Origin of the sequence: Nostoc spongiaeforme FACHB-130 (genome assembly GCF_014698475.1) — a bacterium.
In the GTDB taxonomy this organism is placed as follows: Bacteria; Cyanobacteriota; Cyanobacteriia; order Cyanobacteriales; family Nostocaceae; genus Nostoc_B; species Nostoc_B spongiaeforme.
Map to the genome: position 1 here is coordinate 355,834 of NZ_JACJTB010000001.1, position 25,930 is coordinate 381,763.

Annotated in this window: 28 protein-coding genes; 16 read left to right on the plus strand and 12 right to left on the minus strand. The window is 40.1% G+C overall.

What is annotated here, in order from left to right:
- Position 1: 1 nt before the first annotated feature.
- Both H6G74_RS01405 and H6G74_RS01410 read right to left on the minus strand, forming a co-directional pair.
- Positions 2-1,171: a DNA sulfur modification protein DndB gene (locus H6G74_RS01405; RefSeq protein WP_190965950.1), complete on the minus strand. Its 1,170-nt coding sequence runs from the start codon at positions 1,169-1,171 to the stop codon at positions 2-4.
- 103 nt (positions 1,172-1,274) lie between these two features.
- Entirely contained in the window at positions 1,275-2,876 is a 1,602-nt protein-coding gene (locus H6G74_RS01410; RefSeq protein WP_190965951.1) for a DGQHR domain-containing protein, read from the minus strand.
- 153 nt (positions 2,877-3,029) lie between these two features.
- On the opposite strand from H6G74_RS01410, the gene dndC reads away from it, so the two are divergent.
- Complete coding sequence (dndC, locus tag H6G74_RS01415) at positions 3,030-4,685, plus strand: DNA phosphorothioation system sulfurtransferase DndC (RefSeq protein WP_190965952.1); 1,656 nt, start codon at positions 3,030-3,032, stop codon at positions 4,683-4,685.
- Here dndC and H6G74_RS01420 read toward each other — a convergent pair.
- Positions 4,682-4,924 (minus strand): helix-turn-helix domain-containing protein, encoded by a 243-nt coding sequence (locus H6G74_RS01420; protein WP_190965953.1) that lies wholly within the window; start codon positions 4,922-4,924, stop codon positions 4,682-4,684. The genes dndC and H6G74_RS01420 overlap by 4 nt on opposite strands.
- A gap of 121 nt (positions 4,925-5,045) precedes the next feature.
- Here H6G74_RS01420 and H6G74_RS01425 point away from each other — a divergent pair, with 121 nt between their 5' ends.
- Together H6G74_RS01425 and dndD are read left to right on the plus strand one after the other, a co-directional pair.
- Positions 5,046-5,300 (plus strand): hypothetical protein, encoded by a 255-nt coding sequence (locus H6G74_RS01425; protein WP_190965954.1) that lies wholly within the window; start codon positions 5,046-5,048, stop codon positions 5,298-5,300.
- 86 nt (positions 5,301-5,386) lie between these two features.
- On the plus strand, positions 5,387-7,375 hold the full coding sequence (gene dndD, locus H6G74_RS01430) for a DNA sulfur modification protein DndD (RefSeq protein WP_190965955.1): 1,989 nt from the start codon (positions 5,387-5,389) through the stop codon (positions 7,373-7,375).
- A 50-nt stretch (positions 7,376-7,425) separates the two neighbouring features.
- Here the strand turns inward: dndD and H6G74_RS01435 are convergent, their stop codons facing one another.
- A complete protein-coding gene (locus tag H6G74_RS01435; protein ID WP_190966104.1) occupies positions 7,426-8,355 on the minus strand; it encodes an ATP adenylyltransferase family protein in 930 nt (309 codons plus the stop codon).
- Between the two features lie 284 nt (positions 8,356-8,639).
- Between H6G74_RS01435 and H6G74_RS01440 the strand changes: the two genes are divergently transcribed.
- Positions 8,640-9,014 (plus strand): DUF4870 domain-containing protein, encoded by a 375-nt coding sequence (locus H6G74_RS01440; protein WP_190965956.1) that lies wholly within the window; start codon positions 8,640-8,642, stop codon positions 9,012-9,014.
- Between the two features lie 124 nt (positions 9,015-9,138).
- Here the strand turns inward: H6G74_RS01440 and H6G74_RS01445 are convergent, their stop codons facing one another.
- Positions 9,139-9,462, minus strand: a complete 324-nt coding sequence (locus tag H6G74_RS01445) for a hypothetical protein (protein ID WP_190965957.1) — start codon at positions 9,460-9,462, stop codon at positions 9,139-9,141.
- A gap of 565 nt (positions 9,463-10,027) precedes the next feature.
- On the opposite strand from H6G74_RS01445, the gene H6G74_RS01450 reads away from it, so the two are divergent.
- On the plus strand, positions 10,028-10,864 hold the full coding sequence (locus H6G74_RS01450) for a GGDEF domain-containing protein (RefSeq protein ID WP_242051132.1): 837 nt from the start codon (positions 10,028-10,030) through the stop codon (positions 10,862-10,864).
- 156 nt (positions 10,865-11,020) lie between these two features.
- Positions 11,021-11,836, plus strand: a complete 816-nt coding sequence (locus H6G74_RS01455; RefSeq protein ID WP_190965959.1) for a DUF1838 domain-containing protein — start codon at positions 11,021-11,023, stop codon at positions 11,834-11,836.
- 77 nt (positions 11,837-11,913) lie between these two features.
- On the opposite strand, the gene H6G74_RS01460 is transcribed toward H6G74_RS01455, so the two are convergent.
- Genes H6G74_RS01460 through H6G74_RS01470 form a run of 3 tightly spaced genes read right to left on the minus strand, consistent with a single transcriptional unit; the run spans position 11,914 to position 13,094 of the window.
- Complete coding sequence (locus tag H6G74_RS01460) at positions 11,914-12,390, minus strand: GNAT family N-acetyltransferase (RefSeq protein WP_190965960.1); 477 nt, start codon at positions 12,388-12,390, stop codon at positions 11,914-11,916.
- 31 nt (positions 12,391-12,421) lie between these two features.
- Positions 12,422-12,790 carry a pentapeptide repeat-containing protein gene (locus H6G74_RS01465; RefSeq protein WP_062294133.1) on the minus strand — a complete coding sequence of 123 codons (369 nt, stop codon included), beginning with the start codon at positions 12,788-12,790 and terminating at the stop codon, positions 12,422-12,424.
- Positions 12,780-13,094 (minus strand): hypothetical protein, encoded by a 315-nt coding sequence (locus tag H6G74_RS01470; RefSeq protein WP_190588104.1) that lies wholly within the window; start codon positions 13,092-13,094, stop codon positions 12,780-12,782. Before H6G74_RS01470 ends, H6G74_RS01465 begins: the two co-directional genes overlap by 11 nt.
- A 120-nt stretch (positions 13,095-13,214) precedes the next feature.
- On the opposite strand from H6G74_RS01470, the gene H6G74_RS01475 reads away from it, so the two are divergent.
- The gene (locus tag H6G74_RS01475) at positions 13,215-13,817 is read left to right on the plus strand and encodes a hypothetical protein (protein ID WP_190965961.1); all 603 of its coding nucleotides are present in this window, start codon (positions 13,215-13,217) and stop codon (positions 13,815-13,817) included.
- Between the two features lie 164 nt (positions 13,818-13,981).
- On the opposite strand, the gene H6G74_RS01480 is transcribed toward H6G74_RS01475, so the two are convergent.
- Positions 13,982-15,034, minus strand: a complete 1,053-nt coding sequence (locus tag H6G74_RS01480) for an aromatic ring-hydroxylating dioxygenase subunit alpha (RefSeq protein WP_190965962.1) — start codon at positions 15,032-15,034, stop codon at positions 13,982-13,984.
- Between the two features lie 327 nt (positions 15,035-15,361).
- On the opposite strand from H6G74_RS01480, the gene H6G74_RS01485 reads away from it, so the two are divergent.
- From H6G74_RS01485 to H6G74_RS01495, 3 genes are read left to right on the plus strand one after another with little or no spacing between them, the layout of a single operon-like run.
- Positions 15,362-15,838, plus strand: a complete 477-nt coding sequence (locus tag H6G74_RS01485; RefSeq protein ID WP_190965963.1) for a YbjN domain-containing protein — start codon at positions 15,362-15,364, stop codon at positions 15,836-15,838.
- A 10-nt stretch (positions 15,839-15,848) separates the two neighbouring features.
- Positions 15,849-16,580 carry a lipoate--protein ligase family protein gene (locus H6G74_RS01490; protein ID WP_190965964.1) on the plus strand — a complete coding sequence of 244 codons (732 nt, stop codon included), beginning with the start codon at positions 15,849-15,851 and terminating at the stop codon, positions 16,578-16,580.
- Positions 16,571-16,801: a hypothetical protein gene (locus H6G74_RS01495; protein WP_190965965.1), complete on the plus strand. Its 231-nt coding sequence runs from the start codon at positions 16,571-16,573 to the stop codon at positions 16,799-16,801. The genes H6G74_RS01490 and H6G74_RS01495 overlap by 10 nt, the downstream gene beginning before the upstream one ends.
- 85 nt (positions 16,802-16,886) lie before the next feature.
- Here H6G74_RS01495 and H6G74_RS01500 read toward each other — a convergent pair whose 3' ends face one another.
- Positions 16,887-17,783, minus strand: a complete 897-nt coding sequence (locus tag H6G74_RS01500; RefSeq protein WP_190965966.1) for a bile acid:sodium symporter family protein — start codon at positions 17,781-17,783, stop codon at positions 16,887-16,889.
- Positions 17,784-18,022: 239 nt separating this feature from the next.
- Between H6G74_RS01500 and H6G74_RS01505 the strand changes: the two genes are divergently transcribed.
- Entirely contained in the window at positions 18,023-18,208 is a 186-nt protein-coding gene (locus H6G74_RS01505; RefSeq protein ID WP_190965967.1) for a hypothetical protein, read from the plus strand.
- On the opposite strand, the gene fusA is transcribed toward H6G74_RS01505, so the two are convergent.
- Positions 18,205-20,208 (minus strand): elongation factor G, encoded by a 2,004-nt coding sequence (gene fusA, locus H6G74_RS01510; RefSeq protein WP_190965968.1) that lies wholly within the window; start codon positions 20,206-20,208, stop codon positions 18,205-18,207. The genes H6G74_RS01505 and fusA overlap by 4 nt on opposite strands.
- Before the next feature lie 521 nt (positions 20,209-20,729).
- Between fusA and H6G74_RS01515 the strand changes: the two genes are divergently transcribed.
- From H6G74_RS01515 to H6G74_RS01535, 5 genes are all read left to right on the plus strand, one after another.
- The gene (locus H6G74_RS01515; protein ID WP_190588096.1) at positions 20,730-20,921 is read left to right on the plus strand and encodes a hypothetical protein; all 192 of its coding nucleotides are present in this window, start codon (positions 20,730-20,732) and stop codon (positions 20,919-20,921) included.
- Between the two features lie 142 nt (positions 20,922-21,063).
- Positions 21,064-23,499 (plus strand): phenylalanine--tRNA ligase subunit beta, encoded by a 2,436-nt coding sequence (gene pheT, locus H6G74_RS01520; protein ID WP_190965969.1) that lies wholly within the window; start codon positions 21,064-21,066, stop codon positions 23,497-23,499.
- A gap of 168 nt (positions 23,500-23,667) precedes the next feature.
- A complete protein-coding gene (locus H6G74_RS01525; protein WP_190965970.1) occupies positions 23,668-23,937 on the plus strand; it encodes a YciI family protein in 270 nt (89 codons plus the stop codon).
- 207 nt (positions 23,938-24,144) lie between these two features.
- On the plus strand, positions 24,145-24,567 hold the full coding sequence (locus H6G74_RS01530; RefSeq protein WP_190965971.1) for a hypothetical protein: 423 nt from the start codon (positions 24,145-24,147) through the stop codon (positions 24,565-24,567).
- A gap of 127 nt (positions 24,568-24,694) precedes the next feature.
- On the plus strand, positions 24,695-24,844 hold the full coding sequence (locus tag H6G74_RS01535) for a WD40 repeat domain-containing protein (RefSeq protein ID WP_190966115.1): 150 nt from the start codon (positions 24,695-24,697) through the stop codon (positions 24,842-24,844).
- Positions 24,845-25,069: 225 nt separating this feature from the next.
- On the opposite strand, the gene H6G74_RS01540 is transcribed toward H6G74_RS01535, so the two are convergent.
- Positions 25,070-25,732, minus strand: coding sequence for a phytochelatin synthase family protein (locus H6G74_RS01540; RefSeq protein WP_190965972.1), 663 nt, complete (start codon positions 25,730-25,732; stop codon positions 25,070-25,072).
- Between the last annotated feature and the right edge of the window lie 198 nt (positions 25,733-25,930).

The following is a 25,930-nucleotide window of genomic DNA, read 5'->3' on the forward strand; positions in this document are numbered from 1 at the left end:
TTCAACTCCATCCCAACTGCATTTTTACTACCTTGACTGCATCTATTATGGCAGTTGGTCTATTTTGAACTTCATAATCAGAATTACCAGATTTTCTAACTATATTATTTGCCCAAATACTATTTCTTCGTGACCAATCTAGTTTTGCTATTTCAGAAACTTTCTGTGTATCAAAATAATTTCTTTCTTTGTCATAAGTGCTATATAGCAATCTCCCTAATACTTCTAATCCAGCACTGACACCTAGTAAACAAGATTCTCTAAATGCACCGACTTGATGAAGTGTAAGCTTGTCTACAGGTGTTTCAGCAATAAATTTTGTATCATTACATTCTGAGAAAAATCTATTTAAGCACACAATTAAAGCTTCAGATGATTGCTTAACATCATATCCTTTAAGTTCATCAGTTGTATTTTCTGCAAATACACAACTTACAAATCTGGCTATAAAATTAGTTGTGTAAATCAACTTTTGTTTAGCATTTTTCCCAATTTTATTTGTTTTCTCCTGAAACATTTGCACTTCTTCTATTAAGTTTTTGGTAATACCAACTCTACCTTCAAATTCTCCAAAAGATAATAACAATGAATTATCTAGCTGTTTTGTTTGAGCCATATCTCTGAAGTCAGTTTGGCACTGGCGTAGGTCTCCTTCTAAAATTAGCGTAATTGCAACCTGATCATAACCAACTAAGTGGCTTTCATTACTAAAAATCAATTCTTGAATTGCCTTTTTACGATGCTGTCCATCAGTAATATCTAATTTAATATCACTAGGAATAACGACTATACAAAATCCTCTGCCTAAATTGTGTATTTTAATAAGTTGCTCATCAACATTGGCAGTAATTGTTCCTAAAACCCAAGGTTTATTGGCTTCAGCGCGTTCCACAATATAGTCTTTTATTTCCTGAGCATGACCTGCTACCAGTGGACGATTCTTCCCTGAGTCAGGATCATTTTTAGTAGAAGATTTTTCTTGAAGAAGAATTGGTAAGTGTTTAGCAGGTACATTTATTTGTAACATAGTTCGCTTTCCCTGGTGAAATATTAACCCTGGATAACATGACTCCAGATAATGTTCTGAAAAAAGCGGCGCAACTAGGCTACTAAAATTAGCTTTGATATCTGGTAAAACACTATTGTTACTATCTTCGTTGCTTTGAAGCATATAAATACCTATGTAAGTTAGTAGATACTAACTTACATAATAAGAGGCTTTGTAGTATTTTGCAGTAAGTAAATTTACTTTGTAATAAGCTGGTTTAATTTGACTAAGTAAGAATAGATGGAAGTCCTACTTCTTTTGGATCAACAAATTCACCATCAAAACCAATTGTTTTATTTTCTACAGTTCTAGTATTAGCTAAAGCCTTACGAAGTTCAGCACGTTCCATTGAATCTTCAATTCCACCCAAAATGTAAATTAATAACTTAGCCGCTAAATCTTTTCCAGAAACTTGCACTCGCTTTTTATTTGGGTCATACAAAACCCCATACCAAAGAGACTGAGGATATTCCATTCCAGTAAAGCCACCTTGTTGGTCAAATTTTTTCAATTTCTTGAAAATACTGGTTAGAGAAAATCCTTTTTTAAACACCAAAAATCCCAAAGCTTGTGCTATAGCAACTTGCGCTACAGGACGAAAAAGTATATTTGCTTCACCGCCACCTTTTTCAAAACTAAATCTTCGCAAAACTGGTGTATCTTCATGTTCTAAAATCTTGTAACTAGGTAAACTAGCCAAGTTATCAAATAGCTTTTTAAATTCCGCAATTCCCTGCTCAATTTCTTCGTCTTCTGGACGCATCGGAATCAAACCTTTTTCTAATGGTTTCCAGTGAGGGAATTTTTGACCTAAATATCGCTCAGACATATCTTGTAGGGCTTGCAATGTCGTCAAAACTGTAGAATTTGTGGCTACAGTTGCACTATTCCAATTAACGCGCGGGTTACGGTTGGGACGTTGTTCTAAAAGTGGATGAGTTACTGCAATTTTTCGCGCCACAATAGAAAAACCGTCGTCTTCATTTAACTGTGCTAACTGACCTCTAGTTAAAGGTGCAGCCATCAAGTTAACATGAACAAAAATCGACCTTACTCTTCTTCTAGCTTCGTTACGAGTTTCACCAGAATTAACTGCACAAATAAATTCAATACCAATTTTTTCTTTAGGTAAGCTTTGCAAATAAGCAGGATCTACTTGATACTGCTCGATTAAATCTGAGACAGTAATAAAACTATCATCAGCAGTTTTATCTTTTTTATATCGCTGGAGTTTGCCAGTTTTAATTAACTCAATTAAACCCTGAACTCCCATCAGCCGATGTTGACCATCTAGTGCATAAATTGTCACATTTTCTTCAGAAACATTGAGTAAGCCGACCTTACCATCTTTATCTAGAGGTGTAAAATCGGTAGTAGATTTTGTAGCGCGTTCTTCACTGTCCCACTCCGAGGCTTTTGAGTTATCAACCCAAGGCTGGTTAATTACTACAAGAACTGGGGGAAACTTATGATTTTTTCTCGCAGCCAAATATTGAACTAGAGGTGCTTGACGCGACCAGTCAATAGGACGCTGTTGAATTTCATCAATACTATCTGCATCGATTTCGATATTATCAGTCTCTGGATTATATTTTTTTTGCAGCAGAGGTAAACCAGAAGCAAAATGAACTCGACCAGCAAACCATTCCAAAGTCACGGAACCAATATAGGCTTCAATTCCGCCCATTTCCGTTTTCTGCACCAGAATTTGGTCTTTTTTCTCTAAGAATTTTTCTAAAAGTAAAGCTAGTACCTGTTTATCCTTGTTGTCTCTCTCCAGGTACTCTTTAGCAATCTCAGTGGTGAGGTTAGATGCAATGTCACTCATATTAATTTTTAAAAACTTAGTCTTGTAACCTAGCTATATTGTCCAAAAAGTTAGATACTAATAAATCAGTTTTTAAAAACTTTTTGGGAAGCCGCGCATTCCATACACTGGAGTAAAAAGCGGTAACGCCCAAATGTCCAGAGGTAGGAAGCAATGACTGAAGCACAACAACCAGAAAATAAAGGTCAGCAGAAAGGTACTGTAGCAGAATTAGTAGAGGATATCCAAGCTCTGACCATTGAAATTCAAGAATTGTATTGTTTGGATGCGATTCCTTGGGTTGTAGGTTATTCGGGTGGTAAAGACAGCACTGCTACTTTACAGTTGGTCTGGAATGCGATCGCTGGACTTCCACCAGAAAAACGGACTAAAACAATCTACGTCATTACTACAGACACATTGGTAGAAAACCCGATTGTTGCAGCTTGGGTGCGAAATTCTCTACAGCAAATGAAGTTAGAAGCTCAAGCGCAAGAATTACCATTTGAACCTCATTTATTACAGCCAGATTTTAAAGAAACATTTTGGGTGGGTCTGATTGGGAAAGGTTATCCAGCACCAAGAGGTAAATTCCGTTGGTGTACAGAACGGCTGAAAATCAATCCCTCGAATCGCTTTATCCGTGATGTAATTCGAGCTAGTGGAGAAGCAATTGTTGTGCTGGGTACTCGCAAAGCCGAAAGCACAAAACGCGCTAACAGAATGAAAAAATTAGAAGCTCTGCGGGTACGCGATCGCCTCAGTCCTAACATGAATTTGCCAAACTCCTTAGTTTACAGCCCTATTGAAGACTGGCAAAATGATGAAGTTTGGATTTATTTAATGCAGTGGGAAAATCCTTGGGGATATAGCAATAAAGACTTATTTGCTATGTATCGGGGTGCTTCTGCTGATAATGAATGTCCCTTAGTTGTGGATACTTCTACTCCCAGCTGTGGTAGCTCTCGTTTTGGTTGTTGGGTTTGTACCCTAGTCAGCCAGGATAAATCTCTCGCGGCTATGATTCAAAATGATGAAGAAAAAGAGTGGATGCAACCTCTACTTGATTTTCGTAAGGAATTAGATGCAGAAGAAACACGCGATCGCCGAGATTTCCGCCGCAGAAATGGAGATGTTCAACTGTATGAGCGCAATCTAGAAGGTGAACTATCTATTGAACCAATTCCTGGCCCTTATGTAAAAGAAGCACGAGAAGATTGGCTAAGACAGTTATTAACTGTTGAAAAACAAATCCGTCAAACAGCGCCAGAAAATATGCGCGACATTACATTGATTACTACAGAAGAACTCAGCGAAATTCGTCGCATCTGGCTAGAAGAAAGACATGAGTTTGACGATAGTTTACCCCGTATTTATTACGAAGTAACTGGGGAAGAATTCAAAGACCCGCGCCCTGGTGCTGACCAAAAACTATTAGGTAGTGATGAATGGGCTGTGTTAGAAGAAATCTGTGCTGATGACACTATGCACTTGGAACTCATGTCAAAACTTTTAAGCACAGAATGGCAATTTCGTAAGAAAACAAAGCGTGTCGGAATCTACGAAACTCTCGAAAAATGTTTTAATACTAGTTCTCGTTCTCCTGAAGAAGCAATTAGGAATGCTCATTTAAAACGTGATTTAAGAGAGGCTGTTAGTCAAGGAGATGTTGCAACAGTTAGAGAAAAAGTCAAGCAGTTAACTTTAGCTGATTTTGTCGCACCTAATGAACAACCAAGTACACCTGATACACAAAATACATCAAAATCTGCTGACAATGCAAAAACTTGGTCAAATATGAAATTTAAAAAGAAACAGACAAAGGCTTAAACTTGCTGGTCATCATTAGCATCTCCTAAGTACAGCCTGATAAACTCGTCTGCGGCGGCTGGATTAATTTTTCTGAGTGCATCACGAATCTCTAAAAGCTTATCAGCAACGGGGTCTGTCATTTCATTAATCCAACGGTGAATGTTTGGCCGTCCTGTTCCCATAGTGACTGCTAACTTGTTTTGGCTGATGCTGTATGTTTCCAACACCTGTTTAAGTGCTTTACCTGCTTTTCCCATGCCTTTGATTGTGTCAAAGGCTTCTAACAGAGTAAATGTTCTGTATATGTAACAAACGAGGTAAGATCATCTTGTTACGTTTAAGTAACACAACAACTTACCCATAAACAGGTAAATTCCAATGACTAAAAGCTTTCTAGCAGACACTTGTCAAACTACCACACCACTTGCTTCCAGCAACGACTCTACACAAACAACACCCGATAGAGAGTCTGTAAAAGTTGTAATTTATGGTTCTAAAAAAGGTGTTAACAACACAATTTTGACTTTATACAAACTGGGTTTCGCCCAAGTTAATGAGTGGAGTCCTTTATTACCTAGTTCTAACCCTGGCGAAGTTATGAGTATTTTAACAAGGCAGATTCTGACCAATTAAGTTAAAAAAGACGGGGCGAATAGAATTCGCCCGGAATAATTGATTCTGCGAATCCTTTTCGCCCAATATTCTATCTACAAAAACAAATGATATTTTTGGAACTCGTATTACAAAATTTTGGCCCTTATTCTGGCAGACAAGTAATTAATCTTGACCCAAGAAATGAGGATAATCCTCGCCCGATTCTTTTATTAGGCGGTATGAATGGCGGGGGAAAAACTACGCTGATGGATGCTATTCGGCTGGCATTATATGGACAACGCGCTCAATGTTCGACGCGCGGTAATTTGAGCTATAGTGATTTTTTAAATCAATGTGTTAATAGTAAAGCTACTCCTACTGATAAGACACGTATTGAGTTACTTTTTGAACATATTGAAGATGATCAGCCAGTAAAATATCGAATTGTGAGAACTTGGGAGAAAAATCCTAAAGATGGTAAAGATGCTTTGGGAATTTTAGGTGATGATGATACTTGGCCTGTAGATTATCTGATAAATATCTGGGATGACTATATAGAAAATTTATTACCTTTAGGAATTTCTAATTTATTTTTATTTGATGGTGAACAAGTTAAAGAACTAGCAGAACAAGAAACACCGCCGCCAATTGTTGTGGAAGCTATTCGCGGGTTATTAGGGCTGGAATTAGCTGACAAATTAGCCGTCGATTTAGATGTTTTAATCAACCGTAAGCGTAAAGAAATGGCTGATACTAAAGATTTAGCGGATATCGAAGATATTGAAAAAAGGTTATTACAACAGCAAGAAGATTATCAAGTAACAGAACAAGAGTTAGCTAATTTAAAAAATCGAGTTGAAGCATTAGAAACTATCCAGCGAGAAGCTTTTGATAAATTTGTATCTGATGGTGGTAAAATTGCCGCAGAACGCAGTCAGTTGGAAGAGAAAAAAAATGAGAAAACTGCTGCATTAGAAGCAATTCGACAGTCATTATGTGAATTGGCTGCGGATATTTTGCCTTTAGCGTTAATTCCTAATTTATTGAGTCAGGTACAAACACAAGGAGCAAGTGAATTTCGCAATCAACAGGTGCAACTTGCAAGAGATGTTTTAATTGAACGAGATAAACGCTTACTTGAATGGCTAAGTCAGTTAACTATTGCTGCTGACCAAGTTGATAAAATTCAAGCATTTTTAAACGATGATGTCGATAGTTTATATGCAAGTTCATTTCAAACGGAAGCGCCTTGGTTGTTAGCTGATGAGGAAAGTTTAAGCCAATTAGATAATGTGAGATATCATTTACAAAATGCGCGTAATACTGCAAAACAGCATTTAGTTAATCTGAGAAGTCTGGAAGAAGAAATTATTACCTTAGAAAGACAAGTACAAACAGCCGCAGAACCAGAAGCTTATAAAAAGCTGCGTGATGCTGTGGAAGAGTCACAAAAAGAAGTTGTACAAGCTAAGGCAAAGTATGAAACAACAAGGCAGAAGTTAGCAGCGTTAACGGATGCAATTGAAATCACCAAAAAAGAATTAAACGATTATACTGACAAAAGTATAAAGCATAAAAACAGAGAACATATCATTACTTCCGCTTCTAAAGTGCAAGAAACACTAAAGGTTTTTCGAGAAAAATTAACGCTGAGGAAGCTAAATAAATTAGAAGAAGAAGTGAAGAATTGTTTTCTCTATTTACTGCACAAATCAGATTTAGTATTTCGCATCGCTATTGATACGAAAACCTTTGCTTTATCGCTGTTTGATTTCGAGGGTAAACAAGTACCCAAACATCGCTTGTCGGCTGGGGAAAAACAACTACTGGCGATCGCATTCCTCTGGGGTTTAGCCAAAGTCTCAGGCTTACGTTTACCAGTAGCCATTGACACACCCCTTGGTAGACTCGACTCCTCCCATCGCCAAAACCTAGTAGAAAAATACTTCCCAGCCGCCAGCCATCAAGTAATTCTGCTTTCTACTGATACGGAAATTGGCCCAAAAGAAGTCGACACGCTGAGGAAAAATGAAGCAATCGCTCGTGAATATCTCCTCAAATACGACTCATCCACCCGCCAAACTACAGTCATGGAAAATCAATATTTTTGGTAGGCGATATCTTTGAGAAAATGGGTGTAAGCAATTTAGATAAGTTTGTCTATTTACATATAAATTTGACTATTTGATTCTTGGACAGCCACTTCTTTCAATATGGTCATTGGCCCTGTGTTTTTGAGGAGTTGCATTTCTTGTTCATTTCGTACTAGTAAAGCACCAGCAAATCCTAATGAGTTAACAGAAATTGATTGGAATTTTTCTTGCGATCGCGGTACGATTAACATCCATTCTTTAGTTGCTAGTAAGTTGTAAGCCGCAGATGGTGTTTGACTATCAACTATTTCTATCTCCACAGCACTTAACAAATTGTGATATACCTGCCAGATAGCTTCTGCTGAAGTTAACGGAGATTCCACCCAATTAGGATTTAAAATTGCAAAAGCGTTAACAAACGGTAGTTGCGATATTTTTCCTACACCATCTTTCAATTCTGCTGATGCTAGTAATGGTTCAATAGGTATCTGCACTCCAGTAGGAGCAAGTGGTAAAGGTACTATCTGCAAATGTTTGTGTCGCTGACTAGCGCCTGCGATTTTACCACTGTTGTAAAAAGCTAAACCATCAAAGTCAGCTAAACAAGCCAATAAAGCCGCAAAATCTTCTGGTGTGAGTAGGCTTTCTTGTTCTTCAAAAGCACGGGTAATGAGGAGTAGATGATAGTCAACAACGTTGAATTTGTTCAAAATACAAACATGAGTGTCGGAAATATCCGCCACAAATAAATCTTGTTCATAAGGAAGGAAAGGGTTGAAATCCTTACCAGCAGTAGTTTGTTTATCTTGCTGTTTTTTAGCCGCATCTTTGCGGGTTAGGTTCGATAAAATTCGGACTAAAAAGTTAACGCCGTCTTGCTCGACAAATTCAAATTCTGTCGGGATAGACAGCAACGCCCCGCATTTGAGAGCATGTAATGTACTTGCTTTGACACTCGTCCATAAAGTGCCAGTTTTTAGTAAAATTTCTCCCTTGAGCATTGATGAGTGCATGATTTAACATTCATCAGTCTAAATCAGGTTCAACGCCAAGCGATCGCAATTGTGCAATTAATCTTTCTGTCCAAACCACGTAACTTAAACGCAAATCTCTTTGTTCGTAAAGCTGCGAATCACCTACAACTGCAAACCAATCTGGTCGCTTGTACTACAGTGGATGACGCAAATCATAATAATAATTTACTGAGTACGGTAAACTACCATACAATGCTTAACAAATAGCCTTTACAATAAAAGACAAGAAATAAATTGAGGAGCCGTGCAGGATGCAAGTTTCATACGATTCTGATAAGCGCAAACTGCTATCATCTCTGTGTCATGGGGCAATTTTTTTTAGTACGACGTTGTTTTCGGTTGGTGTACCGATTGTTATTAACATCATCTCGGATGACCCAGTTGTTAAAAGTAACGCTAAGGAATCAATTAACTTTCACTTCAATGTTTGGTTTTGGGCAACTGTAATTGGTGTACCCATTGCCGTTTTATCTTGGCTGACTTTTGGTATAGGTGGAATTGTGTTCTTTCCTGTCGTGGCTTTTGGCTTTTTACTGCACTGGGGATTAACAATTTTTGCACTTCTACACTGTTTCAGCAATCCTGATGAACCTTTCCGCTATCCGTTTATTTTCCGAGTTTTCTAATTGTTATGGATGTAGATAAAGTTGGTTATAGAAAGGGATGAGTGAATCATCCCTTTTTTATTAAGTAAGTAGATGAGTGGAAAAATTTATCTCTGTTACCAAATTAAGCCCTCCTGCTATAGTCCTATTTCTCAGCATTCTCAAAATCCGTCAACGCACAAGCAAACTCCCTAAAAGCCGTTTTAATTAACACCTCTCTCATCGTTCTTTCTAAGGCAGAATTACGAATCATATCTGTTAACTCTAAGAATAGATATGAAACAATAAAACGATCTTGACGGTCAAATTGTTTGAGACAAGTCAAGATAAAATCATACAACTCAGTTTTGCGAGGCTTACTTTGTTCTTCCCAAATTTTGAATGCTAGTTGCACTGTTTTTAAGCGGATCTCACTCATATTGTAGGAAGTGTCTTTGTAGCGAATTGACACGCGTTGAGGCAGTTCCATAAGTTGTGGTGTAGGAAATTTATGTGAATTACTATTCAGGTATTTTTCTACTTATCCGGAGAAATGGACAATAACGAAAGAAATTCTCTAATATCCAGATAAATTATCAAGCGATAAAGATGTTTTTTCTGAGTAGAGAGGTTTTAGTAAAAGCTATTAATATCACTTTAAATAAGGATGATGATAGATACACAAAAAATAGTCTTATACAGCAATTATCAATCTAAATTTATGGTGAAGTGCTGAGTAGAAAGCCAGTAAATTCAGGGCTTTAAGTCATCAATACTGTCATCATCTATGTAACTACGGCTATGACATAGGAGAATTTACTTAGTTATAATGATGTATTCAATTTGTCTGATGAACTAAAATAACGTTATTATTGAATTTTTCAGCATATTGAATCTCAAATTATTGCTTGGATTGATTATTTTATTGAGAGAATTAATTTGATTAACATTGACAAAACCTAAAATATATGATTGGGTGAAAAATAAGGGTGAAGCTGATAACTAATAAGGAACTGCAAAAGATGTTGCAGTGAAGCTGAAGGAATATGAATTTAATGAAAATCCTAGATAATCAACCTAAATGGTGCATAATCTCCCTCAGTGTTTTTCTCACAAGCTTGATAGGTTGGTTAGACTACCAAATTCCACCAGAAATATTAATAGCAATTTTTTACTTAATTCCTATTGGCATTGCAACTTGGTTTGCTGATAATTGCAGTGGCGTATTAATTTCATTGATTAGTTCAGTGACGAATTTAGCAGTCAATCAAAAACCGAATTTTCACTATTTACATCCATTAGTACCTTATTGGAACACTGTTGTAGTTTTAGTGTTTTTCTTATTTACAAACTATCTTTTATCACAACAAAAACTCACCTTAAGAAATTTAGAAAAACTAGCGAGAACAGATGCTTTAACAGGGCTGCATAACAGATCATTTTTCTTAGAATTAGTGAATCTTGAAATTCATAAATCTTTAAGACATCAAGAACCAATAACTATTGCATATTTTGATGTTGATAACTTTAAACTTGTTAATGATCAGTTTGGTCATACTGTTGGCGATCGCCTGCTATGTTTAGTTGCAGAAAATGCGAAAAACAATCTACGTAAAATTGATGTTATCGCCAGACTTGGTGGTGATGAATTTGCAATTTTATTACCACGTACTGGTTATGAAGCGTCCGAAGTAGTGTTACAGAGATTACACAGAACTTTATTATCTATTATGCAGGCAGAAAATTGGCCTGTCACTTTGAGTATTGGCGCAATTACCTTTATTAAACCGCCAGCTTCAGTCACGGAAATGCTCGAAAGAGCCGATAATTTAATGTATGGGGCTAAAAAAAGGGGTAAAAACTTGCTGCATCACGAATTAGCAACTGATTGAGTAAATGAATAATCTTGAATAAGAAGTCAGAACAAGAGTGTGAGGCGAAGTAGGGGAGTGCGGGCGGGTTTATTTTGATGCTTTTACCTTTTGACTTTTTACTTTTGCCTTGTTTAAGACTACCCTTTGTTTATTCTGTTAAATAGGAGACACAAAATGGTCACAACAGTGAAAGAGTTTGATGCACAACAATGGGTCAAAACTCGCTCTTCCCTGGATGCCAATGAATCGACATTTTTAGTTTGGCAAGGCAAGATTTATAGTTTTATTCCTGGAGAGAAAAGAAAACTCTTATTTAAAATCTTGGGCGTGAGTGTAAGTAGATGTATTTCTACAGGAGAAGATAGTTGGGATTTTACTTCTCGTGAACTGACTTATTACTTGAATCCAGAAACAGAAGAGATTTTACCCAAATGGGAAAATCCTTGGACTGGTGAAACTGTGCCTGTGTTACACGTTGCGAATAATCCCGTGCAGGGACATTTTAAAGGTAAATTTCCAGCCCAAGTTGAAGGAGACACAGCAACTTTTGTCTTTGATATTTTTCCAACTTATTCAAATCCTTTGGCAGAAGATCCGAAATTTGCCGAATATAGTCCTTATGAAACTTATCAAGCCGCAGAATTATTTAAATTATCTGTTCCTACCGCAGATTTATTCAATTCAGAACTCAATTCTGTTTCTCAACTAAAGCTGAGTTGGGATAGGATTGGGCAATGGCTACCGTGGATGAAAATGGGCGATCGCTCTGGTAATCTCATCTATAGTGCTTTTGGTTCTAAAGTTGGCGGTTTAGCAGAATTACCCCAACTACTGCAAGATGAGATTAATCATCGCGTTCCCTTATATAAACAAGCTCCCAAAGCATTTGCTGATGGGGAAGATATGACTTCTTGGCTATACTTCCAAAAGCATTTTGATGCTTACTTAGCCGGCGAAACCTTCCCCTTACCAGTCGCAGAAGAGTTGTAATGAGGTATTGATATAGCTAAATTCTTCCTCTAGCTTCTTCATTCAGAAGCTTTGTCAAAAGAAAACGCTTATGTGGTCTATTCCGCATTCAAAGCCTTGCGGAACACCACCTTATCTTCCCCTGCCTTGTAGAAATCCCGAATACGCGCCTCCTCCTCGAAACCACACTTTTTGTAGAAAGCCCGCGCTCGTTCATAGCTGGGAAGCCCCGAAGTCTCGACCAACAGAATCCTCTGACCACTTGCCCGTAAGGTATTTTCCACATACTCCACCAACGCTTTTCCTCGCCCTTGCCTCTGGTAGTTGGGATGCACAACAATCATTAACAAGTCCCATGTCCCATCTGTAAACGGGGCAGGTGCGTAGTAGGCGACCCCGCACGGTTTCCCATCCTCCTCATCGGTGAGCCACACATGACCCTCGCCGATGCTGCCACTGAAGTAACTTGCCAGCACTTTGCTCAGTTCTTCGGTTTCGTTTGCGGCGAATAGCTCTGCTGCTACAGCGATCGCGATTAATGCGGCTGAATCATCTGGCGTACTAGGTCGAATCATCGGGAACTCCAGTGCTGTTTGTTCATCAGAATTAAAACTTTCGCATATTGTTCTTTACAGGGTCAAATCCTCTAGAAAAGCGGGTGCTGTCATCATAATAAGCACCACTTAAATCTGCACCATACAGCTTAGTAAAGTTGAGTTTCGCACCCCGGAGATTTGCTTCTTTTAATTTGACACCGCATAAATTAGCTCTCGTCAAATTCGCCTGAGCTAAATTAGCTTGACTCAAGTCTGCTCCCCAGAGTTTAGCTTTGGCTAGGTTCGCTTGGCTCAAGTCTGCTCCCCACAAATTAATTCCTGGTAAGTAAGCCGAAATTAACCTAGCTCGACTTAAATTTGCAGCCGGAAAATATCTTTCCCCTGCATCGTAACTGCGCTTGAGTTGTTCAGCATCCATGAGTAGTGTTGACCTTTTTCAGTAATAGAGACGTAATTTGTTCCCATTCCTGGTTTAGCTCGCCAACAAACTCTGGCTGACTGCTGCGATGATACCAATAACGCGCATTATGCAAATCACCTTCTTGACGATGTAAGTAAGCGTGAACCCAAGCACTATCAACATCATGAGCATTTTGGACTATTTCGTGAGCTTGGTTCCAATCGCCTTTTTTGTCATACCACAGAGCTTGTAGTGCTTTTGGTAGGGTTTGCGGACATGAGACCTGTTTATCGATCAATCGCAGGAATTCCTGAGTATTCACGATCGCCACTCCACAATTATCAAACCTATTTCTAAGATACTTGGCGATCGCCCTTCATTACAATTATTGTTGCAAACTGGAAAATACAGCTAAGGTAAAGCAATTCTTCAGGAGGTAAATATGGACTTTAGTAGTTATAAATCTATTAGCGAAGTTCTCAAAACATTTCAGATTATCTACACAGAAGCTAATTTTGTTCTAGCAACAGAGTTTAATATTCCTCAATATTTCCGAGAAGACTTAGCAATTGTTATGCGCGAAGGTGTCGTGGATAATTCTGAGTTTGCTATTTGTGAGAACCTGATTTATCCAGTTTTGAAAGAAGTTTGGAAGCAGTATAACAGTAAGTTTACTTTATGGAGTCATCAATCACTGAACTATGATGAGCAATTATCAGGTTTTCCTGAATATATTTTGGCTAAACGTTCGCCTTTAGGGAAAATAGTTTTTGATAAACCATACTTTATTTTAGTAGAAGCTAAACAAGATAACTTTGAAGCAGGTTGGGCGCAATGTTTAGCTGAAATGATTGCGGCTCAAAGACTAAATCAAGAATTATCGGTAGTTATCTATGGGATTGTTTCTAATGGTGCAGTCTGGCAATTTGGTAAACTAGAAGCACAAAATTTTACTAGAAATATTACACCCTTCACTATTTATGAATTAGACAATTTATTTGCCACTGTCAACTATATTTTTCAACAATGCCAATTACAACTATAGTAATCCTAAATCATTTGTGAAATTCTCCTTCTTTTCCTCCTTCTCTTTCTTTGTGTCCTACCCTTCGGGAAGCCGCTATCGCGTCTATGCGCCCTTTGCGGTTCGTTTAAAATAATATGTTTTCACAACTCAGATAGGATTGCTGTAGATAATTTGCTAACATCTCAGCCTAATCTTTCAACTTGACTCCGCATCAATTTCTGCACACTAACTAAAGCTCGATTTAACTCAAAATTACGTCTTTGCGGATTTTGTAAATATGCCTGTTGTTCTTCCTCAATCATTTCTACATCTTGCACTACTAAACCTTCAAGTAGTTTTTTGGCGGCATTAAATAAACTATCTTTAATAAATCGGCGAAACCACACAGGTAATTTATGCAAGCGCCAAAAGGCATTGAGTGAGGTGAAGTGAATTAAATAAGCTTTAGTTTGAGTTTCACTTACAGGACACAATAAACAATAAATTTTAAAATCTTTGCCTAACGTAGATTGCCAATGGGGATAGATATAACTGACATCCAATGGTTCTGGATGAAGTTTTCGCAATGCGGGAAAAAATAATTGAGAAATTGACCAAATCTTATCGATTTTATAATAACTTTGGGCAGTATAATGAGCATCTACACGGTGATTATCTTCGTCGATATTTTGTAAAGATGCTGCCGCCCAAGCTTGTAAATCTTGATGTAAATGTCCATGATACATATCCATCAAGTTTTCAATTAAATAAGAATAATGGGCTTGACAGTTAATGACTGCAACTGAAGCAATGTAATTCAAATGTTCCCATTCTGGTAAACCCATTGGTTCAACAGCTAATTCTGCATCACCAGGAAATAGCCAAATAAAACCATCTTGTTCTTTGACTGGGTAACGCCGAATTTGGCAGTTTGGTAATTTTTGATTTGCAGCTAAATAAGGAACTGCTGTACACTCACCCGATGAATTGAAGCGCCAACCATGATAAGCGCATTCTAATTCATTAGCGACAACTTGTCCGTGGCTCAGTTTAACTTGACGATGGGGACAACGGTCTTCTAAGGCGTGGATTTTACCTGTACTGTCGCGGTAAAGTGCGATCGCTTGATGCCATAATATCACTCCCATAGGTTTATTAGTTACCTCAGTACTCCGTGCAACTACATACCAATGATTAGGGTTAATCCCCAATTGACGCACATCAGAAGTTTGCACAGTTTGAGAGAGAGATGACATAATTCAGCCTATCCTTTTCCGCGTTAGTCTGGTCACTGATGACCAGATTATCACTTACGGAACTAAAACTAATTTTGCTGACAAGCTATAAAGTATGTGTAGTTACAGCAGAATTCACCGAAGTGGAGGTTCTTAATCCCGAATTTCTCACGTATGGGTAGGGGTGTGGGGAGTGTGGGGAGTGTGGGAGGAAAGATTTCTTCACCATCCTCCCACCCCTCCCACACCCCTGGATTTCTCTCTTGTGAGAAATCCAGGTTAATCCTTTTCCCTTCATTCTGAATTCTCTAGCGATACACCAGTAAACATATTGAACCAAAAATCCTTATGGCAATCTCTCAAGAAAACCTAACTGAAGAATTTCTTAACGAACTCATCCAGGAAACAAATACCCTCGACCATCTAGAGATTATTGAAAACGTCATCGACTCTCTAGAGCAAGATGACAGCGCAATGGTTAGCCAGAGTCCAGAAGGTGGTTATCTCTGGAAGTTTAAGTACGGTAGTGTGGAAGTGTTTGTGCAACTCACGGGTACAAGCGACGAAGACACCCTCACGGTTTGGTCTGTTGTATTAAAATTACCCGCCAAAGATGAACCAAAATTAATGCGTCACCTTTTAGAGTTGAACTGCTCTAGTACTTTTGAAGCGCGTTTTGGTATCATCGAGGACAAAGTAGTTGTCATTTCAACACGCACCCTAGCGGAATTGTCTCCAGGGGAAGTCTCACGGTTAATTACGATTGTTGCCACGATCGCCGATAACAACGATGAAGCTTTACAATCTGAGTTTGGTCTTGCTTAAGTAATCATTCATGTCTAACAAGCACGTATGGCGACTGATTTCTTTCTTAGAAGCCTCTGGTAATCTACAGATGGCGATCGATAAATGGTTATTAGAACAACACCATTTAAGAAAGCATCCTCCAACTCTGCGCTTTTATACTTGGTCGCCAACTGCTATTTCTCTCGGCTATCATCAACGACAATATCCCCAAGCATGGGATAATTTAACTTGGCAAGGTAAAAAACTAGATTTAGTCCGCCGTCCCACTGGTGGAAGAGCAGTATTACACCAAGGCGATTTAACTTATGCTGTGATTACATCGGGTTTAACTGGAAACCGTTTACAAGCATATACAAAAATTTGTGAATTTTTAATTCAAGGATGGCGATCGCTTGGTGTGGAATTAAGCTACGGTACAGATGGGCGGGGCTACATCCATAACCCCAACTGCTTTGGGACGGCGACAGGTGCAGATTTGATTTTACCCAATGGCGCAAAACTCATCGGTAGCGCCCAACTCAAACGCGGTGACGTAATTTTGCAACATGGTTCTATTCGCTTGCAACCAGATGCGGAACTGTTTGCGAAAGTATTTGGTACAGAGTCATTTAATAGCGTTCAGTTTCCTTACAGTCTCGAACAAATTATGAAGGCTTTGATTGCTGCTGCACAAGATTGTTTTGATATGGAAATAGAAGTGCAGCAGTTATCAGAATGGGAGTGGGAAGAGATTTTAAACGCGGAGGTTAGATGGACATAAATAAACGTCAACGCCTGGAAGCCGCAGCTTGGCGCATAGGCGATGCAGCCGACTTTCTCGAACTATCATCTGATGAAGTAGCTTTCATTGAGATAAAGCTATCTTTGAGCAGACAATTAAAACAACTGCGCGTTAAAAATAATCTGACTCAAACGGAGTTGGCGCAGAAAACCAAATTTAACCGCCGATTGAAGAAGATGGACGCAGATAAACGCAGATAAATTTTTACTTGAGCAGATGAAGAAAGGCTATAGTCAGATGAAAATAAAATATTGCAACTCAGTCAAGCCTGTATCTTGAATTATGCTAAACCTTGCTTTCTAGAGGTTGGGGAATCGGAGTAGTTGCAGCTAACTTTCTGCCGTAATTAATAGCAATCAACCCTGTCACATACATAAATAGACTGTAAACTGCTGCGGGGATTGCCATATCAGGATTGTTGAGTAATCCGGCGGTAATGGCGATCGCTAGTGTACCATTTTGAATTCCCACCTCAATGGCGATGCAGATTTGCTGAGGCGGATTGAGGTTAAATAGTTTGCTAATATAAAACCCCGCCAGCATTGAGACACCATTCAACAGCACCACGGCAATTCCTACTTGCAGAATAAAGCCAGGGAGACGATTCCACTCACGAATAATTAGTAAGAGAATAATTATTGCTAGGAAGGCGACTGCTAGACGGCTAGTTACTTTTTCTAGACGAAGGGCGACTTCTGGGAATAACTGACGCACTCCCATTCCTAAACCTATAGGCAGAAGTGTCATCAGAAATATTTGTACTATTGTTGCACCAATAGGTAGGGCGATCGCCGCAGTTTGTCCGATGAAGTGTTGATATGCGAGGTTTGCCAATACTGGAATTGTCAAGACGGTAATCAGACTACTAAAAGCTGTCAGAGTCACCGAAAGCGCAACATCACCTTTCGCCAGGAATGTAATTACGTTGGAAGATACCCCACCTGGACAAAGTGCAATTATGATTAAACCCATAGCAATGGTAGGTTGCATAGGGACTAATTTCGCAATAGTAAAACCAATAATTGGTAAAAGAACTAACTGACTAATCAAGCCAATGGTGACGGCTTTGGGATAATTCTTGACACGTTGGAAATCTGCTGGTGTGAGAGATAAACCCATTCCTAGCATAATAATCGCTAAGGCTATAGGTAGAACAACCGCAGTGAAAAAGCTTGCTTCCATAATTGAATAATTTATAATAACGACTCTATCAGTCAGAAATTTTACGGTAAAACAAGATTATTCGCTGTTTTGTGCCGATTTCCATCTCAAACTGCTGTTATAGGTAGAAACATTATCAAACAGTATTGCTTTCTTTACAAGCGTATAGGCGAGTATTGATACCACTCACGCAACGAGTAAAGCCGATCGCAAAAATAAAAGGGACACAATTATTGTGTCCCTAAATAAACTAATTCAAGATGCTAGTTGCCAATGCGGATTTAACTCGAATTTCTCGTGTATGGGTGGGGAGAGAGGGGAGTTTGGGGGGAAGATTTCTTCACCATGCTCCCACCCCTCCCACACCTCCCACACCTCCCACACCTCCCACCCTTCCCACACCTCCCACACCCCTGGATTTCTCTCTTGAGAGAAATCCAGGTTAAGACTGGCGATAACAGGCAAATTCCATTGAAAAAGTTGCCATACCGGCAGTGAGCGATCGCAATTCTGTAGAATAGCCAAACATCTGCACTAGTGGTACTTCGGCGCGAATCACAGAGTATCCTTGCATTGTCTCGGAACTCAACAGCAAGCCGCGACGGGATGAAATGTCACCCTGGACTCTACCTATGAACTCGTTTGGTGTTTCCACTTCAACGAGCATAATTGGTTCGAGTATATAGGGTTTGGCTTGGGCGATCGCATTTTCCAGTGCTTGATGAGCCGCAGAACGAAACGCCAATTCCGACGAGTCAACTGGATGATAGGAACCCCCATCCAGCACGACTTTCACCCCAGTTACCGGATAGCCTGACAGTTTTCCTGTTGTCATCGCCTCGCGGAAGCCTTTTTCACAAGCTGGGATATATTCTTTGGGAATTGCACCACCAACTACCCGATTCTCAAATACAAATGGTTCATCGCTTGGTTCAATCCACCCAGTTACATGAGCGTATAAACCAGTACCACCAGATTGTTTCTTAAGTCGGTAATCAAATTGAGTTTTTTGGCTAATGGTTTCCCGATACGCCACTGCGGGAGTACCGACATAAACCTCAGCATTATATTCCCGTTGAATCCGTTCTAAGTAAATCTCCAGATGCAGTTCACCCATACCAGAAATCAAAGTTGCTTTTGATTCTGGGTCGATACTTAGCCGAAATGTCGGGTCTTCTCGTTGAAAGCGGTTGAGGGCTTTGGCTAGGCGATCGCTATCTTCTTGTTTTTTCGGTGTAACTGCCAGTGTAATCACTGGCTCCGGGACAAACATTCTTTCTAGAAACACTGGTGTGTCTCCCGTGTATAATGTATCGCCCGAAGCACAGTCAACACCCAACAAAGCCACAATATCTCCAGCTACAGCCACTGGCAACTCTTCGCGCTTGTTGGCGTGCATTCGCACCAAGCGACCAATTTGCACTCGTTTTTCAGTCCGGGAGTTATACACAATATCACCCGGTTTTAATGTGCCGGAGTAAATGCGGGTGTAGGTTAGCTGACCGAAAGATTCAAGAGTGAGTTTGAATGCCAAAGCCACTAAAGCAGCATCAGGCTCAGGGTAAACACTGACTGATTCTGCGGTTTTGACTACTTCCCTATCGATGGGAGATGGTAAACAAAGGGCGATCCCATCTAAGAGATTCTGCACACCTTTGTTTTTGAATGCAGAACCCAGCAGTACAGGTGTGAATTCCAGCCTCAAGGTTGCTTGGCGGATAACTTGCCAAATCAGTTCCGAGGGAATTTCTTGATCTGCCAATAGCATCTCAGTCATTTCTTCTGAGAACAAGGACAAGCTATCTAGCAATTTTTCCCGCGCCTGTTGTGCTGCTGCTACAAGACTTTCAGGAATTGCTTGTTTGACCCAATGTTCGCCGTTTTCGCCTTCAAAGTAATGTGCTTGCATCGACACTAGGTCAATCACACCTTGGAAGTTATCTTCACTACCAATGGGATATTGCAACAACACCGCATTTAATTGCAAGCGATCGCGGATAGCCTGGACTACACGAAACGGATCTGCACCCATTCGATCCATTTTGTTGATGAATGCTAGACGCGGCACACGGTAGCGTTTCATCTGCCGATCCACTGTGATGGATTGGGACTGCACACCCGCCACGGCACACAACACCATCACCGCCCCATCCAACACCCGCAAGGCACGCTCTACTTCAATCGTGAAATCCACATGCCCTGGAGTATCAATTAAATTAATTTGGGTATCACGCCACTGACAAGTTGTGGCCGCGGAGGTAATGGTAATTCCATGCAGCTTTTCCTCCGGCATAAAATCCATTGTTGCACCCTTGCCGCCTCCCTTCACCTCCTCAATAGCATGGATTCTGCCCGTGTAGAAGAGAATTCGCTCTGACAGAGTAGTTTTACCAGAGTCGATGTGAGCAGAGATACCAATATTGCGGACGCGTGTTCGGGGAATCATAACATTTCCTTTTTGTGCAAGCGACAAATAGTCACTATGAAAGTGGTATTATATTTTGTATTATAATTGTAATATATTACAGTGACAAGCCCCACGATACAGAAATTGATATTCTTTTGTGCGGGATACGAGATCCCCGACTTCTGAAAGAAGTCGGGGATCTGAGCAATCAGAGTACTCTGGTTAATGTAATTGTCTTTGTATGCTCCACTGGCTAGAGGTCTAACCTGGATTTCTCACAAGAGAGAAATCCAGGGGTGTGGGAGGGGTGGGAGGATGGTGAAAAAATCTTTCCCCCCACACTCCCCACACTCCCCACACTCCCCTCTCTCTCCACACCCGCTACCTATACGTGAGAAATTCGGGCTAATTCTGTGCGGGTAAACAACATAAAATAGATATTGCCATTTTTACGAGTGGTATCAGCGGTTAACAAGTTTCTCAGGCTCATGTAACCACTGATTTCAACAGTCTAGTCAGACGTGTACGTCTGATTCAAGCTTAATTCACCCTTCTCAACAATGCCGAACCCTAGAGGAACACCCGAAAACTTACAACCATCACAACCCAAGGGTGAAGAACCGATGACCACATCTATTAGTTTTAGATGTACTGAGTTGATGAAGGAAGCGGTGAAGGCACAAGACGACCCCGCACAATTTTGCAGAGACGCAATCCAGGAAAAATTAGATAAACAGAAACAATTAGAATGAAGAATGAGCATTAATCGAGCATCTCCACTGAGTTTAAAGTAATGCTCAAAGTATGCGCTCAAACACCGAAACTTATGCTTTTGAGCATTAGGTGAGCATTTTTAAGTAAAAATAGGCTGAAATTGTTGATTTTACGTCATTTATGCGAATCTCTTTAAACTGGCTGCGGGAACTAGTAGAAATTAAATTAAGCCCAGAAGAATTAGCTCATACCCTGACAATGGCTGGGTTTGAGGTAGAAGATATTGAAGACCGCCGCACTTGGGCAGATGGTGTGGTTTTGGGGAAAGTGCTGGAACGTCAACCCCACCCCAACGCTAATAAATTAAGTGTTTGTCAAGTAGATGTGGGTGCGGCTGAGACTTTAAATATTGTTTGTGGTGCAGCTAACGTCCGGGCTGATATTTACGTCCCAGTCGCCACCGTTGGCACTTATTTACCAAACATCGATTTAAAAATTAAACCTGCAAAACTGCGTGGTGTTCCATCTCACGGCATGATTTGTTCTTTAAAAGAACTGGGTTTGCCAAGTGATGTTGATGGGATTCACATTTTTACTGGGGAAAATCTCTCGGTGGGTAGTGATGTCCGGCCGTTGCTGGGTTTAGATGATGTGATTCTAGATGTGACTGCTACTGCTAACCGCGCTGACGCTTTAAGTATGGTAGGCATAGCGCGAGAAGTTGCCGCTTTAACTGGTGGTAAACTGAGTATTCCTGAACCTGGGGAAGTCAAAGTTACTCAAAATCCAGGCAAGTTAGGTTTGAAAATTGCTGATACCCAAGCTTGCCCAGCTTACATTGGTACAGTCATTGAACAAGTAAAAATTGCCCCGTCGCCGGACTGGTTGCAACAACGCTTGCGGGCTGCGGGTGTGCGTCCCATTAGTAATGTCGTTGATATTACTAACTATGTATTGTTGGAATGGGGACAACCACTCCACGCCTTTGACCAAGACCGTTTACAAGCTGTTGCAGGTAATGGCAATTTAACTATTGGTGTGCGTTTTGCCAATCAAGGAGAATCTCTGAAAACCTTGGATGGGCAAACTCGCAACCTCGCAACCCAAAATTTGTTAATCACCGCTAACGATAAACCTGTGGCTTTAGCGGGAGTGATGGGGGGAGAAGAAACGGAAGTTGATGAAGGTTCGCAAAATTTAGTTTTAGAAGCAGCTTTGTTTGACTCTGTAGCTATTCGCCGTTCCTCCCGTGGGGTGGGGTTACGCAGTGAAGCTTCTGGGAGATATGAACGGGGTGTGAACCGGGCAGAATTGGAAGTCGCCTGTCGTCGTGCTTTAGCTTTAATTAGTGAATTGGCTGGCGGTGTTATTGTACATCAAGAAATTGTTGATACTCGTCCCGACCCTGCAACTTGGAGTCGTTCAATTGCTCTGCGTTTAGATAGGGTGAATGAAATACTAGGGCCTACTGATTTAGGCGAAGACACAGGGGAATTACAAGCAAGCGATGTTGTCAGGATTTTAACCGCCTTGGGATGTCAGCTGACAGCAACAGATGAGCGTACTTGGAATGTGGCTGTTCCTCCTTATCGTTACCGCGACTTAGAACGAGAAATTGATTTAATTGAGGAACTTGCTCGGCTCTACGGTTATGATAATTTCTGCGATACCTTGCCGGAAAAAGCCCAAGCAGGCTATTTACCCATAGACCAGGAGTTGTTGCGGAAATTGCGGGCGACTTTACGGGCGGAAGGTTTGACGGAATTAGTGCAGTATTCCTTGGTTAAACCAGGGGAAGACCGCCAGATAGTTTTAAGTAACCCTCTATTTACCGAATATTCGGCGTTACGTACTGATTTAATGGCTGGGTTGATTGATGCTTTTCAATACAATTTAGAACAAGGTAACGGTTCTCTCAACGGTTTTGAAATTGGGCGAATTTTCCAACAAGAAGAAGACGGTCTGCATGAAGCTGATGCGATCGCTGGTATCTTAGGAGGAGACAGCAGCCTTGGCAAATGGTCAAAAGGTGGACGGGAACAGCCAATAACTTGGTTTGAAGCCAAAGGTATTCTCGAAAGCGTCTTTCAACAATTGGGTATCCAAGTAGAATATCAACCAGATTGTCGTGATGAGCGTTTACATCCCGGACGCACCGCTTCATTATGGATAGGTGGAAACCGACTGGGTGTATTTGGTCAACTGCACCCACAACTGCGGCGAGAAAAAGATTTACCTGATTCTGTGTATCTATTTCAGTTAGATTTAGATGTCCTGTTGGATGCCTTAGATCAAGATGAAATTTTGATTCCTACATTCAAGTCTTATTCTACATACCCAGCCAGCGATCGCGACATCGCCTTTTTCGCCCCGGTGAAAGTTTCTGTAGGAGAACTGGAAAAAGCGATTAACAAAGCTGGTAAAGGTTTACTGGAATCTGTGGAAATCTTCGATGAATATCGTGGCGAAAACGTCCCCCAAGGACAACGCAGTTTAGCATTTCGTCTAGTATATCGGGCAAGCGATCGCACTCTCACCGATGCCGAAGTCGAACCTGTACACAACAAAGTTCGGGAAGCTTTAGTAGAAAAATTCGGCGTTAACCTCAGAAGCTAAAAATTAGTAGTGATGAGTCATTAATCGACTCATCACTTGCTTAGGTCATTGGTATTTACAAATGACCAATGACTAATGACTAATGACAACCTTGACAAGTGGTTGTGTAATTTTGACTGGTTTTAGCTTACTATTCATTGTGAAATTTGCATTTTTAGTTGATTGATTATGCCCAAATACGTACTCTGGGGAACTTACTGCGACGACGTTTTAGAAAAACGCGCTCCTTACCGTCAAGCGCATTTAGATGGTTTAGCCAAACAAAAAGAATCTGGTGTGTTAATTACTATCGGCCCCACCAAAGATGTCACCAAGGTTTTTGGCATTTATGAAGCAGAAGACGAAGCCACTGTCCGCCAATTAATTGAAAATGACCCTTATTGGCAAAACGGTATTTGGACAGAATACTCTATCAAAGAGTGGATTCAAGCTTTTTAATTAGGTCGTGATTAATAAGTTGGCTGTCTGATTTGAAAGTTACAATTCCTAACTTTTAGTGGATGTCAGGATATTTGTGTGTATGTCATTATCAATAATGTCTTGAACAGAGATAATATTGCTGTTGTCTAGAATAAAAAATGGTTAGCGATCGCACTTAATATTGTGTTGTTCACCAATCGTTTGATTTTTAAGAGGGTACTACCCATGCAAAACATCCTAAAACGTGCATTTTTACCTGGTTTGATGGCTGTTAGTTTAACCAGTGTGAGTCTAATTCCTACTCAATCGGCTAGTGCAGATGACCGAGTTATCCATAATGCAGCCATTGGTGCTGGTGCAAGTGCTATTACTGGAGCCTTAACAGGTTGCGGTTCTGTATTAAATAACGCTATCACTGGTGCTGGAGCTGGTGCGGCGGTAAATGGTGCTAACGGTTTGAGAACCAGAAGAGCCAGAGCTAGAAATGGCCGGAGAATTGTCCAAGATGTCGGCGTAGGTGCAGTAGCTGGCGTAGCTACAGGAGCAATTACTGGTGGTTGCAGAACTACCTGGAAAAATGGCGTTAATGGTGCTGCTGCTGGTGCTGCTGTTCACTTCCTAGATCCCAGAAACAGAAAAAGAAGATAATTTATGATGGATAATTCGTAATTTCATTATTCAACACGGATTATCCATTGTGGATTATGCCAATGTAAACATTCACAACAATAAATAGTTGATTTTTAGGGGTGCAGTTGTTAGCACCCCTAATTTATTGCTTAATTGCTTTCTTATTCGCAAAATCGCCATCAGCCGCGACGGAACTTTTTTAGCTTCTGGTGGTGATGATAATACCCTGATTTTATGGAATTTACGGCGCATTCTCAAATTAAATGCCCTGAGTTATGCTTGCTCTTTGGTGTAGGATTATTTGCAAACTAACACAAAATTAGAACAGAGCGATCGCTCTTTGTGTCAACGTTAGGAGGTAGGGGGATAATTTTGTAATTATAATTCAGCACTTTGCTGTAGATAGAAAATAACTCCTTCACAAGACAAATGAAGGAGTTAAAGTGCTGTTTCGGTGATACTTTCAGGAGACTTGATGGAAGCTTTAACTACAGCAAAACATACTCAGCACTTGGCTACATCAGCTATTTTCTGCATGGAGAGCATTCAAAGCCAGTTCGGATGGATGAAGTGCGCCGTTACCTGTTTTGGCTGGTTCTAATCTGCGGAGTACAATCATCCCACGAGAACGATTTGATGAGGAATCTTTATCTACGCAAGCAGTGTACATCCGTTGAATTGGACATTTCCAAAATCTTGTATATCGCTTGGGATTGGTATCTGCAATGGTGACTTCTTGAGTTTGGGGGTCATAATCTGCTAGTAAAGAGAAATGACCACCTTCTAAACTGGGATTTTCATGAGCAATCCGAGTATTGAAGTTGAGAATGTGGACATCATTTTCATTACAAACAGCAGTTTCAACTTCGCGGATGAATGCTTCGAGTGTCAGACTCGGCTTATCAAAATGATCCATCCGAATTGATAAAGGTAATCCTTTTCTTTCTATATAGATTTTGCAGGTGTCGTAAGTTTCTGCTAAGGTCATACCATCATCTAAAACTGAGGCGATGGGCAATTGGGTGGCATAGAAAATTTCATCGACAGTTGTTAAATATCCTAATGCAGTCAAAGCATAGGCGATCGCAGTAACATTACAACAATAGATAGGTTGTTGAAATTGATGTAGTTGAATTATTTCTAAGTCTCTTTTAGAAATCTGCCCTATGTTATCAATATCCATTTTTCGGACTCCTTTAAATAATATTAATGGGAAAATTTTATTTTTGATTTATATTTAAGTTGTGGTTTTTATGCTTGATAATTTTAGTTTTTACGCTGATATATTCTCTATGTATTTGCGAAAACATTCAAGGACAGTTAAGACATTTAAGAAATTAAATTGAGACAGTTAAGACATTTAAGGAAGATTAAGTGTGAG

What these genes read in the sequence shown, in the direction of transcription:
- H6G74_RS01435 (WP_190966104.1), bottom strand. Translation starts at nt 8,355, where the DNA reads ATGCTCAAGGGAGAAATTTTACTAAAAACTGGCACTTTATGGACGAGT.
- H6G74_RS01460 (WP_190965960.1), bottom strand. Translation starts at nt 12,390, where the DNA reads ATGATTCGACCTAGTACGCCAGATGATTCAGCCGCATTAATCGCGATC.
- H6G74_RS01475 (WP_190965961.1), top strand. Translation starts at nt 13,215, where the DNA reads ATGGACTTTAGTAGTTATAAATCTATTAGCGAAGTTCTCAAAACATTT.
- H6G74_RS01425 (WP_190965954.1), top strand. Translation starts at nt 5,046, where the DNA reads ATGACTAAAAGCTTTCTAGCAGACACTTGTCAAACTACCACACCACTT.
- H6G74_RS01465 (WP_062294133.1), bottom strand. Translation starts at nt 12,790, where the DNA reads ATGGATGCTGAACAACTCAAGCGCAGTTACGATGCAGGGGAAAGATAT.
- H6G74_RS01405 (WP_190965950.1), bottom strand. Translation starts at nt 1,171, where the DNA reads ATGCTTCAAAGCAACGAAGATAGTAACAATAGTGTTTTACCAGATATC.
- H6G74_RS01500 (WP_190965966.1), bottom strand. Translation starts at nt 17,783, where the DNA reads ATGGAAGCAAGCTTTTTCACTGCGGTTGTTCTACCTATAGCCTTAGCG.
- H6G74_RS01450 (WP_242051132.1), top strand. Translation starts at nt 10,028, where the DNA reads ATGAAAATCCTAGATAATCAACCTAAATGGTGCATAATCTCCCTCAGT.
- fusA (WP_190965968.1), bottom strand. Translation starts at nt 20,208, where the DNA reads ATGATTCCCCGAACACGCGTCCGCAATATTGGTATCTCTGCTCACATC.
- pheT (WP_190965969.1), top strand. Translation starts at nt 21,064, where the DNA reads ATGCGAATCTCTTTAAACTGGCTGCGGGAACTAGTAGAAATTAAATTA.
- H6G74_RS01505 (WP_190965967.1), top strand. Translation starts at nt 18,023, where the DNA reads ATGCTAGTTGCCAATGCGGATTTAACTCGAATTTCTCGTGTATGGGTG.
- H6G74_RS01495 (WP_190965965.1), top strand. Translation starts at nt 16,571, where the DNA reads ATGGACATAAATAAACGTCAACGCCTGGAAGCCGCAGCTTGGCGCATA.
- H6G74_RS01515 (WP_190588096.1), top strand. Translation starts at nt 20,730, where the DNA reads ATGCCGAACCCTAGAGGAACACCCGAAAACTTACAACCATCACAACCC.
- H6G74_RS01525 (WP_190965970.1), top strand. Translation starts at nt 23,668, where the DNA reads ATGCCCAAATACGTACTCTGGGGAACTTACTGCGACGACGTTTTAGAA.
- dndC (WP_190965952.1), top strand. Translation starts at nt 3,030, where the DNA reads ATGACTGAAGCACAACAACCAGAAAATAAAGGTCAGCAGAAAGGTACT.
- dndD (WP_190965955.1), top strand. Translation starts at nt 5,387, where the DNA reads ATGATATTTTTGGAACTCGTATTACAAAATTTTGGCCCTTATTCTGGC.
- H6G74_RS01480 (WP_190965962.1), bottom strand. Translation starts at nt 15,034, where the DNA reads ATGTCATCTCTCTCTCAAACTGTGCAAACTTCTGATGTGCGTCAATTG.
- H6G74_RS01420 (WP_190965953.1), bottom strand. Translation starts at nt 4,924, where the DNA reads ATGGGAAAAGCAGGTAAAGCACTTAAACAGGTGTTGGAAACATACAGC.
- H6G74_RS01485 (WP_190965963.1), top strand. Translation starts at nt 15,362, where the DNA reads ATGGCAATCTCTCAAGAAAACCTAACTGAAGAATTTCTTAACGAACTC.
- H6G74_RS01490 (WP_190965964.1), top strand. Translation starts at nt 15,849, where the DNA reads ATGTCTAACAAGCACGTATGGCGACTGATTTCTTTCTTAGAAGCCTCT.
- H6G74_RS01445 (WP_190965957.1), bottom strand. Translation starts at nt 9,462, where the DNA reads ATGGAACTGCCTCAACGCGTGTCAATTCGCTACAAAGACACTTCCTAC.
- H6G74_RS01540 (WP_190965972.1), bottom strand. Translation starts at nt 25,732, where the DNA reads ATGGATATTGATAACATAGGGCAGATTTCTAAAAGAGACTTAGAAATA.
- H6G74_RS01455 (WP_190965959.1), top strand. Translation starts at nt 11,021, where the DNA reads ATGGTCACAACAGTGAAAGAGTTTGATGCACAACAATGGGTCAAAACT.
- H6G74_RS01530 (WP_190965971.1), top strand. Translation starts at nt 24,145, where the DNA reads ATGCAAAACATCCTAAAACGTGCATTTTTACCTGGTTTGATGGCTGTT.
- H6G74_RS01410 (WP_190965951.1), bottom strand. Translation starts at nt 2,876, where the DNA reads ATGAGTGACATTGCATCTAACCTCACCACTGAGATTGCTAAAGAGTAC.
- H6G74_RS01440 (WP_190965956.1), top strand. Translation starts at nt 8,640, where the DNA reads ATGCAAGTTTCATACGATTCTGATAAGCGCAAACTGCTATCATCTCTG.